10 protein-coding genes and 1 riboswitch are annotated in these 10,578 nt (G+C 44.7%); of the genes, 8 read left to right on the top strand and 2 right to left on the bottom strand.

Going from position 1 to position 10,578, the window contains the following annotated elements; all coding sequences use genetic code 11:
* The 8 genes from AC1RR2_RS19125 to AC1RR2_RS19090 form a co-directional block, all read left to right on the top strand.
* A partial coding sequence (locus tag AC1RR2_RS19125) for a hypothetical protein (protein ID WP_493223874.1) occupies positions 1 to 227 on the top strand: 227 nt, incomplete at its 5' end.
* Positions 228 to 377: 150 nt separating this feature from the next.
* The gene (locus AC1RR2_RS19120) at positions 378 to 962 is read left to right on the top strand and encodes a GspH/FimT family pseudopilin (protein ID WP_493223873.1); all 585 of its coding nucleotides are present in this window, start codon (positions 378 to 380) and stop codon (positions 960 to 962) included.
* A 140-nt stretch (positions 963 to 1,102) separates the two neighbouring features.
* Entirely contained in the window at positions 1,103 to 1,669 is a 567-nt protein-coding gene (locus tag AC1RR2_RS19115; protein WP_493223872.1) for a GspH/FimT family pseudopilin, read from the top strand.
* 15 nt (positions 1,670 to 1,684) lie between these two features.
* Positions 1,685 to 2,251: a type IV pilus modification protein PilV gene (gene pilV / locus AC1RR2_RS19110; RefSeq protein ID WP_493223871.1), complete on the top strand. Its 567-nt coding sequence runs from the start codon at positions 1,685 to 1,687 to the stop codon at positions 2,249 to 2,251.
* 8 nt (positions 2,252 to 2,259) lie between these two features.
* Positions 2,260 to 3,237, top strand: a complete 978-nt coding sequence (locus AC1RR2_RS19105) for a PilW family protein (protein ID WP_493223870.1) — start codon at positions 2,260 to 2,262, stop codon at positions 3,235 to 3,237.
* Complete coding sequence (locus AC1RR2_RS19100) at positions 3,237 to 3,800, top strand: pilus assembly PilX family protein (protein WP_493223869.1); 564 nt, start codon at positions 3,237 to 3,239, stop codon at positions 3,798 to 3,800. The genes AC1RR2_RS19105 and AC1RR2_RS19100 overlap by 1 nt, the downstream gene beginning before the upstream one ends.
* 58 nt (positions 3,801 to 3,858) lie before the next feature.
* A complete protein-coding gene (locus AC1RR2_RS19095) occupies positions 3,859 to 7,533 on the top strand; it encodes a pilus assembly protein (protein ID WP_493223868.1) in 3,675 nt (1,224 codons plus the stop codon).
* An 88-nt stretch (positions 7,534 to 7,621) separates the two neighbouring features.
* The gene (locus tag AC1RR2_RS19090; protein ID WP_493223867.1) at positions 7,622 to 8,086 is read left to right on the top strand and encodes a type IV pilin protein; all 465 of its coding nucleotides are present in this window, start codon (positions 7,622 to 7,624) and stop codon (positions 8,084 to 8,086) included.
* An 86-nt stretch (positions 8,087 to 8,172) separates the two neighbouring features.
* Here AC1RR2_RS19090 and nrdR read toward each other — a convergent pair whose 3' ends face one another.
* Together nrdR and glyA are read right to left on the bottom strand one after the other, a co-directional pair.
* A complete protein-coding gene (gene nrdR / locus AC1RR2_RS19085) occupies positions 8,173 to 8,625 on the bottom strand; it encodes a transcriptional regulator NrdR (protein ID WP_493223866.1) in 453 nt (150 codons plus the stop codon).
* Positions 8,626 to 8,742: 117 nt separating this feature from the next.
* A complete protein-coding gene (gene glyA / locus AC1RR2_RS19080; RefSeq protein ID WP_493223865.1) occupies positions 8,743 to 9,990 on the bottom strand; it encodes a serine hydroxymethyltransferase in 1,248 nt (415 codons plus the stop codon).
* Between the two features lie 101 nt (positions 9,991 to 10,091).
* Positions 10,092 to 10,226: riboswitch (ZMP/ZTP riboswitch) on the bottom strand.
* Positions 10,227 to 10,578 lie beyond the last annotated feature (352 nt).

Genomic DNA, 10,578 nt, shown 5'->3' with positions numbered 1-10,578 from the left:
TCCCGAACAGGACCGTGAAACGACTTTGCGCCGATGATAGTGCTGCAACCAGTGTGAAAGTAGGTCATCGTCAGGCTCTTATTCCAGCAAGCCCCGTATTCTCCACAGAATACGGGGCTTTTGCTTTTTGCGATTCGCAACAAAATACACTACTCACTTATCTCTATGCCGGAGGTCGATACATCCATCGGGAACGAATAGTTGATGTTGCTTCTCCACAGGTATGACCTCCCATAACTAAATTTTTGTACATATTCAGGTACATGCAGTAGTTAATAGTCGAAAAAGAACAACAAAGTAATAATTAAAACTCCCTACATATCGATTTTTATTTATACTAAGTCTATATTTATTGGTATATTAAAATAGGTGCTACTATGCGGTGTACTTTGAAGCGTATTGAAGATGGTGTAACTTTGGTGGAACTTATGATAGTTACTACGATAGTCGCCTGCCTAGCTACAGTCGCTATCCCAGCTTTCGGAGACTTGCTTATTAAGTCTAGAATTTCGGCCGCAACCACCACCTTACAAGCGGCTTTCCTATTTGCTAGAGCGGAGGCGATCAAGCGCAATAAAAACGTAATCGTTTGCCGCAGTCTGAACTCGAATAGTTTGACGCCAACATGTGCTAGCAATGGAGGTAATGTAGGAAGTGACGCTGGTTGGGCAGATGGTTGGATTATTTTTGTCGATGAAGACTCAGATAAGAAATTCACAAAAAGAGACATACTGGTTCAAGTACAAGCTGCAATTTTTAGTAATTCTGCCGAAGGTGCCATTATTCCTACACCAAATCGCAGTTATTTATCATTTAACCCTACGGGTCAGACCTTTGGCAGCTACATTCGTTTCACAATTCGCAGGCCAGAAAACAATAATAATCCAACGCATGATAGATACCTTTGTCTCGCTTCAGGCGGGCGTGCGAGAGTCGACGATCACCTGTGTGTTACCAAATAACAGACTATATTTTTTAAAGTGATAAATCTCTATTTGGTGGCGCTCCGATTATCCAAAAATGAATTCCACTCATCTGAAAGAGATTGCAACTGCCTCATCTGTTACAGTAAGGTGTAACTTAACTGAAATGGGGAGTCAGAATGAAATACGATATGCCACGCACGAGACAATATGCTGGTGTGACCTTGATTGAATTAATGGTTGTGTTGGTACTTATTGGTTTGCTATCAAGTATAGCCATACCATCTTATCGACACATGATGGTGTCTAGTCGTACGTCGAATTTAGCTAGTGCTCTTCATTCCACTATTTTGTTGGCGAGATCTGAGGCTTTAAAGCGCGGTAATCGTTTAGTGCTTTGTAAAAGTTCTAATGCAGATAGCGCTACAGCTACTTGTGATTTTGGCGCAACAGCCATGGGCTGGGCTCAGGGATGGATATTATTTGTCGATCTAGACTCGAATAATAATAGAGACCCAGCAGAACTTTTAATACGCGCTCAAGGCCAGATGCTGAAAGACGTCGCCGAAGGCTCGATTTTGCCAAGTAATGGGATTAATTTCGTGGCTTTTAATGCGACGGGGCAAATTTCTACTCCAGTAAATTTTGTCGTTGCCGGACCGTCCGACTATTCGGCTATAGATCGTGCGGTTTGTATTGGCATTGGTGGTCGCGCTCGCATAGGCAATGCGCCAGCTTGTGGTTAAACCGGAGGAATAATGTTGAAATTGCAAAGGAAACAGGCAGGTACCAGCTTAATTGAGATCATGGTTTCAATTGTGGTTATCGCCATTGGTTTGTTAGGCTTGGCGAGTTTGCAGATGAATGCCTTAAAATTTCAAAAGACCGCCAGCCAACGCTCTGAAGCAGTGCAAGCCGCATATGACCTCGGAGATAGAATGCGGTCAAATTTCGTCTACACGTTGCCTGAGTTGTTTGCCGTTGAGCGTACAGCAAATGAAGCTAAATATACGTCAGTTGGCAATTACACGACCAAACAGGCTGCGACTTATGCTCCTGCGAGTAATTGTACTCTCGCCCCCCCTGCAGCGGCATGTGATACTAACCAAATTGCCGCTTATGATTTGGCGGATTGGCAGCGTAACTTGCAACGTCGCTTAGCAGGAGGTGCTGGTTATGTTGTACCTGTCGCTGGTGCCTCAAATTCAACTTTCGATGTGACGGTGATGTGGCAAGAGCCCTCGCTTAATGCGGTAGATGCAAATTGTCCAGCTGCAGTGGCAGCGCCTATTGGTATCAGATGCTTTACTGTGAGACTTACTGTATGAGGCAGATTATGCATGTTCCATTAAGGAATCTAAGGAAGAACGAAGGACGTTCCTTGGTTGAGGTGATGATTTCCTTAACTATAGGTTTAATGATTGTTTTGGCGCTTACATCGCTATTTGCGGTTAATCGTCAAACTTATCGTGCGACCGATGATAAAAGTCGCTTGGATGATGAAGGTCGGTTGGCACTTAACTTAATGGCTCATCACGTACGCATGGCTGGCTTTGGGAATTTATTGTCAACGAATGAGTCTGGTGTGAAGGAAAAATCTCCTGATAACTTGACATCAATTAATGAGACTTATTCTACACTTTATAGTGATTTTGCCGACGGTGCTGGTAAGAGTGATAATGCGATTCAGGGATGTGCAGGGGGATTTATTGATCCATCAAGTACAGTCTCACCGATTCCATGTGCTTCGGGTGCAGGTGCCGATGCATTTCGAGTTAGCTATGTCGTGGATGCAAATAGTGCAAATACAACAGCTGGCTCGATTCCGACGGACTGTTTAGGAGCTGCGTTAGTGATTACCACGACTCCAGCGGAAGGCAAGAAGCCAGCTGGCGCTGACAAGTATGTAGTGGATAACCGTTTTTTCGTGAAGATGAATAATGGTGTTCCTGAGTTGTATTGTCAAGGTAATGGAAATACCCCCCCTGGTGCACCTAATTTAGTGAATCCTGCGCAACCTGTTGCCGAGAATGTTGAGCAGATGAGAGTGACCTATGGCGTTTCTAGCACCGAAGGCCAAACGATAGATCGTTATATTCCGGCAAATTCGGTAACGGATTGGGCTTCTGTTATCTCTATAAAGATTTGCCTGATTATGCGATCCACCAACGATAAAGTTGCGTCTGAAAAGCAAACTTACCGGGATTGCAATGATACTTTGACGACAGCAACTGATTATCGTCTGCGTGGTGTCTTTTCCACTACGATCAGTATTCGTAGTCGTTCAACTGGCGCAACCTCGGGAGCAAGCTGATGTCTAATTATTTCCGCCACAAATCGCATCGTGAAAAAGGCTTCGTTTTAGCCATTAGTATGATTTTTCTGATTGTCATGACTTTACTTGCCGTTGCTGCAATAAAAAGGGCGACGCTCGATGAAAAAATTACGGCCAATTTACGTACTCAAAATTTGTCGTTTCAAGCAGCAGAAAAGGCTCTACGTTTTTGTGAGCGTTTTTTGGATCTGGCGGCGGGTTCAGTGACTATCTGCACTGCCAAACAACCATCTAAAGTCATACTAGACCCAGAGCCAGGAACTAAAAAACCTAATGCGTGGGAAAATGACAACAATTGGAAAGAGGGGGGCTTATCGCAACAGATTCCCGACGCCGGTCCAGATACTATCGCCGGCTTGGATGCTGCGAGCCAGCCACGTTGCATGGTGGAAGAGTGGCGTTTGAATCCTGCCAATGGCAATAAACAACCTTCTTGGATTATTACCGCGCGCGCCGGCCCCAAGATCGATGCAAGCCCTAGTGAAAAAAGTGAGAACGCTGTGATTTGGCTGCAAGAAGTGATTCGCTGCGGAAATTTTTAGTATTTTTAGCACTTGTAACTTAGCACAAGTTCATTGAACGTTTATTACGAGGTTTACCATGAAACGCATGTCTAATCACTTATTGCGTCCTTTAGCACTGCTACTCGCAACTGCTCAAATTTTGTTGCCTTTGAGTGCGAGTGCGGGTATTTCGCAATTGCCCCCCTTGGTAAAACCAAATGTGCCGCCCAATGTTTTTTATACTTTGGATGATTCTGGTTCGATGATGTTTGAAGTTTTGCCTGAGACTTTGACTCCGTATGGAGATGGTCGCGATTTGGCAAATGGCGGTGTTTCTGGGAAGACTTGGACCACCACAGATATTTCGAATTATTGTTCTTCAGGTAGCGCTTGTGCGGTTCGCTTCACTTTTCCGCCTCCGGCAAATGTATATTCCCCAAGTGGCGGTTACACTGGTCGCAACGGTGCTACAGTGGTGGGATTTAGTGATGTTATTACTGTTGCCAGATGGCGCTCTGCCTACACCAATAAAGCCTATTATGATCCTGCCATTCGTTATGATCCTTGGGTTGATACCACAAAAATTGATTCAAATAATCCTTATGGGCTGCCAATGCCAGCTGCCAATATCGCAGCAGCAAAATTTAATCCAGTAGCCCCAACTGGTGGTTCGAATTCAAGCTCGATTAATTTGACTGTCAACAACACAACTACTGCTTATTGGCTCAATGATGCGGCTACGAGTTCTTCATCGTCGTCCAAGACATATTATCCTGCAACGTATTATATATTTGTGCCACGCGCACCGGCCTTGGGCACCTCGCCAGCATGTACCGGAGCAAATGTATTAGCTAGTAATCTGAATTGTTTTACGCGCATAGAAATTCGTTCATCGACCTCGGCTTATACTCGAGCTTCGACTCGTACCGATTGCAAAACCAATGGCGTGACTTGTACCTACGAAGAAGAAATTCAGAATTTTGCAAATTGGTTTCAATATTATCGCTCACGTATCTTGATGGCACGTGGCGGCAGTGCCGCTGCATTCGCTAATCAACCTGGTAACTTGAGAGTTGGGTTTGGCACAATTAATACTGGTGGAACTGTCATTAATCGTATCTCTGATGATTTTTCAAATGCGAATAAAATCAGCTTTATTGATACATTGTATAAAACACCAATCAATACGAACGGTACGCCACTCGTTAAGGCGGTGGATGAAGTCGGCAAGTATTTTATGGATGGGCTCTCGCCTCATACGGGTAACAAATCGCCATGGCAAACGAAGTATGGCGTCGGTTTGGTGTCTGAGCAGGCTGCATGCCGTCAGAGCTTTAATATCTTAATGACCGATGGTTATTGGAATGGAAATCCTTCGGCTAATTATCCAGGAGATTGGGATGGCAAAGTTGCGCCCACAATTACCGGACCAGACGGAAAATCGTATACCTACTCACCAGTAAAGCCATACGCCGATGCGGCAAATGGCGACACCTTGGCGGATATTGCTTTCTATTATTGGTCAAGAGATTTACGAACTCTCGACAACATAGTGCCCACCTCGAAAGATGGAAAAGATGTTGCTTTCTGGCAGCACCTAGTTCAATTTACGGTTGGGCTGGGTGTCGATGGTGTCTTAAATTCTAAGACTGATCTACCAGCATTGACCAGCGGGGCTAAGGTTTGGCCTGATCCAGATACGAATGACAGGCATAAGGTCGATGACTTATGGCATGCCGCTGTGAATAGTCGTGGTAAATATTTTAATGCCAGCAACCCAACTGAATTTTCGGATGCATTAAAGCAAGCCTTGAACGAAATTGCTGCGCGGTCTGGTGATGCTGCTGCTATTGCGACCTCAAATACCACTTTAGGTGCGGGTGTCAAACTCTATACTGCGACTTATCGTACTGGTGATTGGTCCGGACGTTTGGAGCAAAAGTCGATTTTTTATAATACGTCGAATCCAACTGATCCAGCAAATGGAAGTGTATCGCAAACGAATGACTGGGATACGGATTCTCTTAAACCTGATTTTGGCTCTAGAAAAATCGTGACCAGCGCTGCCTCTGGGATTGGAGGATTAGACTTTTCTTACAGTAATCTCTTTGCTGCGGAAAAGTCGATATTTGATACTGCAGCAGCGACATATGGTACTGGTTCAGAAATAAGCGGTAACGACATCATTAATTACATAAAGGGAGACATCGGAAAAGAGGGCGATTTTTTTAGACGTCGCACTTACTGGCTAGGAGATCTGGTCAATTCTGATCCGCAATATGTTAAGGAGGGGCGTGATGATGGTTACTCCTTCCTGCCAACTGGTTCTTACGGCAAAACCGTGTACCAGACCTATTTGAATAACAAAAAGAATCGGGCGCCTACCGTTTATGTTGGTAGTAATGATGGGATGTTGCACGCATTTGATGCGTCTGGTGCCTCCGGCGCACCTGGCACTGGTGGTACTGAAAGATTTGCATTTATTCCAAAAGCTGTGATTGGTAATTTGCCGGAGTTAGCCAAACCAAACTACGTTCATCGTTTTTTTGTTGATGGTACGCCCAACATTGCTGATGCACCATTAGGTTCAAACCCTACTGATCCATGGCGTACTATTTTGGTCGGCACCACTGGGGCTGGGGCTAAATCTGTGTTCGCTTTGGATGTGACAGATCCTACCAGCTTCACAAAGGATAGCGTAAAGTGGGAAATTTCGGCAGCTGGCGATAATGATTTGGGTTACACGATAGGTGTTCCTCAGGTTGGCCGCTTGAAAGATGGCAGATGGGTAACCATTTTTGGGAATGGATTTTCTAGTATCAATGGTGCGGCGGTTCTGTACGTCGCCGATTTGAATAATGGCAATGTTTTATATCGCATATCTACTGGCGTTGGTAATTCTAGTTCACCGAATGGTTTGTCTACTCCCAAATTATTGATCGGCCCTGACGCGACGATTTTGTCGGCTTATGCTGGTGATATCCAAGGCAATTTGTGGAAGTTTGATTTTAAGACTGTGACTGGGATTACCACGCCAAGTCTCGCATTTGGTTCGACTAAGCCTTTGTTCACTGCAACTGATGCCGTTGACGGTAGCGGACGTAAGCAACCGATTACGACACAACCACAAATATATCAACATCCAATGAATGGTTATTTGATTATTTTTGGTACCGGAAAAATATTCGAGGATAATGACTCTACGACGGTAGACAATGAAACCTTATACGGTGTGTGGGATCAAGCGGCACCTACGCAAGTGAGCAAGTCACTATTGGTTCAGCAAAAATTGTCGACTTACGGTACTTCGTTCTATCAAGTGACCAAGAATGCGGTAGATTGGAATACTAAACGAGGTTGGTATTTAACCCTAGATAAGAAAGCAGGAGAACGTTTGGTAACGGATCCCAATGTGTTTGAAGATCAGGCTATTTTTACTACCTTGATTCCAGGAACAAGTACTGAATTGTGTGCTAATGATGGTCTATCCGCCACTATCCAGATTAGTGCATTAAACGGTGCGGCACTAGGTTATCAAACCATTGATACGAATGGCGATGGTGTCATCAACACATCTGATGTTGCGGTAAGTGGTCGATTGAGTTCGTCTACTTTGGGAACCACGGTGATTCGAACTGGCAATCGTAATTTGAAGTTGTACCAAGCTGCATCAAAGGATGGTGCACTGGTGAATACATCAGGTACACCAAGTAGGGGATCGAAGTTAATCCCTACCGTCCGCTTATGGCGTCAACTAGTTGGTCGCCAATAACTAAATTTTAGATGTTACAGGTTTAAATAGGAATTCATTTGAACTTTGTAATCGGCTCGCAAAACAATTTTTCTATAAAGGATGTGCAATGAAACAGCGACAAAGAAAGCTCAGCGGTGGCTTTACTCTGATAGAGGCGATGGTTACGGTCGCTATCTTAGGGATACTTTCAGCGCTTGCTTACCCGGGTATTGTTGAGTATATGAACCGGGGTAAACGGTCTGACGTCAGGGCGCTTCTAATGGAAAACGCTCAGTATATGGAGCGGTTTTATACCGAGAATAATTCGTACCTGATCTCACTTTCTGGTGCACAACCAGTGTTGCCCAATACGGTGTCACCAAGGAATTCCTCAGGCACGCAAGTTCAGTATCAATTGGAGTTTAGTCCAGCGGCACCAAGGACTGCGAGGACATATTCGTTGGATGCACGTCCAGTGAATAAAATGGCGAGTGACGAATGCGCTACTTATACCGTAAATAATCTGGGACAGCGTACAATTACGGGTACTTTGGGAGCAACCAAGACACAAGACTCTTGTTGGAACAAATAGCCTTGCAAATCCTTGAATGCAAAAAAGGGAAGACTTGCTCTTCCCTTTTTTGCATTCGAATTCTAATAACGACCAGCTCCTTGTGCTTATTTCTTCTTTACTTCCTGAATCGCCTCAACAAACTCAGAAACATCTTCGAAACTCTTATAAACCGATGCAAAACGGATATAGGCAATTTTGTCTAAGCGCTTGAGCTCACGCATGACTAATTCACCTAAGTGACCTGAAACCACTTCACGCTCACCGCTGGCTAATAATTTTTCCTCGATTCTTTGAATTGCTGTATCGACAGCTTCCGCTGACACCGGGCGTTTGCGCAAAGCAAGCATGAGACTGGCTCGTAGTTTTGATGATTCGTACTCTGAGCGACTACCATTTTTTTTGACGATGACCGGCATAGTTAGTTCTATGCGCTCATAGGTGGTAAAGCGTTTATCGCAACTGGCGCAACGTCTGCGGCGGCGAATGCTATCGCCTTCTTCGGAAATTCGAGTGTCTATGACCTGGGTATCTACGTGGTGGCAGTAAGGGCATTTCATGAAATATCTCCTGCCAATCCTAGGTTTGTCTTGTTAGGCATCAGTTTCGTATCTATTTTTATCGCTAAAGCATAGCGTAAAAAAAGCCACTCGTCTGAGTGGCTTTTTATGCACTAATTAATTGCCGTACACAGGGAAGGCAGAGGTCAGTTTTTTGACTTCTGCTTTCACACGTTCTATCGTCGCTGCATCATTTGGGTTATCCAAGACATCTGCAACCAAATGACCAATTTTGATTGCTTCTGCTTCTTTAAAACCACGTGTAGTCAAAGCTGGACTACCTAAACGAATACCGGAAGTGACGAATGGCTTTTCTGGATCGTTAGGAATTGAATTCTTATTGCACGTGATATGTGCAGAACCGAGTACCGCTTCAGCTGCTTTGCCAGTGATGTTCTTGGAGCGCAAATCGACCAACATGACGTGCGATTCAGTACGGCCAGAGATGATACGTAAGCCGCGTTCGATCAGTGTCTTCGCTAATGCATCTGCGTTCTTTACCACTTGCTCTTGGTAAGCTTTGAACTCTGGATTCAAGGCTTCTTTGAACGCTACTGCTTTACCTGCGATCACATGCATCAAAGGGCCACCTTGTAAGCCAGGGAAAATCGCAGAATTGATGATCTTCTCGTGCTCTGCCTTCATTAAAATAATACCGCCGCGTGGGCCGCGCAATGATTTGTGCGTCGTTGAAGTGACGAAGTCAGCAAAGGGTACTGGATTTGGATAAACGCCAGCAGCGATCAGACCTGCATAGTGCGCCATGTCGACCATGAAATAGGCGCCAACTTCTTTCGCGATTTTTGAGAAGCGTTCGAAATCAATACGCAAAGAATAAGCCGATGCGCCAGCAATGATCAATTTTGGCTTGCTTTCACGCGCCAAACGCTCCATTGCTTCGTAGTCGATTTCTTCTTTGTCGTTCAAACCGTAAGACACAACGTTAAACCATTTGCCCGACATATTCAAAGGCATACCGTGAGTCAGGTGACCACCTTCTGCCAAAGACATACCCATAATGGTATCGCCTGGTTTCAGGACGGCGAAGAACACACCTTGATTTGCTTGTGAACCGGAATTTGGCTGTACGTTTGCTGCTTCCGCGCCAAAAATTTGTTTCAAGCGGTCGATTGCTAATTGCTCAACCACGTCCACGTGCTCGCAACCACCATAGTAGCGCTTGCCTGGATAGCCTTCGGCGTACTTGTTGGTCAATTGGGAGCCTTGCGCTTCCATCACCGCTGGTGAGGTGTAATTTTCAGAAGCGATCAACTCGATATGTTCTTGTTGACGTACATTTTCGGCTTGAATCGCGGCGAGCAATTCTGGATCGATATTAGCGAGAGTATGATTCTTGGAGAACATGGGTTTCCTGTAGAAAAAAGCGTAAAAAATGAAAAATTAGATTGGGACTGATCTGTAAAAATGCGCCAACTTGTGGATACAAGTCTCAATCACTTTTACCATCGGGATACCCAGGCGTACGGCCAGAATCGACATCTTTGACTCTGCAAATCTCACGCTTCACGATGGAACTCCATCTTCTGCCAACAATCTTTGGATAAAAAATTGCTGCATTTTCGCCAGTTGCGTGAGACAAAATGGTGCCCGAATTTTACGTGAATAGGGGTGTTTCGGCAAGTTACGTAAAGGTAAACACTGCTTTCGAATAGAGTGTGAATATCCCTATTTGAGCCGCCATGTCTATATTCAGGTTCTTAGTTAAGACCTAAGGCTGGCAATGCTCTTGAGATGATTTCTTCGCGCTCTTGGAGGTGAGTTCTTTAGTTCGGGCGAGATCTGTAGGGCGCTTGTAAAAAGTGAAATGACAATAAACAGGCTTAGCTTGATAAGCGCATGCTTGTATTGGCAAGGAAACTTCGTAGGGAATCATGATTTGATCCCTACTCTAAAGCTATTTGATAAAGACTGGTAGGGCAAAAAAGCTTTAAA

Source organism: Undibacterium sp. GW821-FHT11H02 (assembly GCF_058808015.1).
This window is presented reverse-complemented; position numbering and strand designations above follow the sequence as displayed.

Bases quoted from the DNA above. Each gene is read 5' to 3' on its own strand.
- AC1RR2_RS19120 (WP_493223873.1), top strand. From the start codon at position 378: ATGCGGTGTACTTTGAAGCGTATTGAAGATGGTGTAACTTTGGTGGAA.
- AC1RR2_RS19115 (WP_493223872.1), top strand. From the start codon at position 1,103: ATGAAATACGATATGCCACGCACGAGACAATATGCTGGTGTGACCTTG.
- AC1RR2_RS19105 (WP_493223870.1), top strand. From the start codon at position 2,260: ATGCATGTTCCATTAAGGAATCTAAGGAAGAACGAAGGACGTTCCTTG.
- AC1RR2_RS19100 (WP_493223869.1), top strand. From the start codon at position 3,237: ATGTCTAATTATTTCCGCCACAAATCGCATCGTGAAAAAGGCTTCGTT.
- AC1RR2_RS19095 (WP_493223868.1), top strand. From the start codon at position 3,859: ATGAAACGCATGTCTAATCACTTATTGCGTCCTTTAGCACTGCTACTC.
- AC1RR2_RS19090 (WP_493223867.1), top strand. From the start codon at position 7,622: ATGAAACAGCGACAAAGAAAGCTCAGCGGTGGCTTTACTCTGATAGAG.
- nrdR (WP_493223866.1), bottom strand. From the start codon at position 8,625: ATGAAATGCCCTTACTGCCACCACGTAGATACCCAGGTCATAGACACT.
- glyA (WP_493223865.1), bottom strand. From the start codon at position 9,990: ATGTTCTCCAAGAATCATACTCTCGCTAATATCGATCCAGAATTGCTC.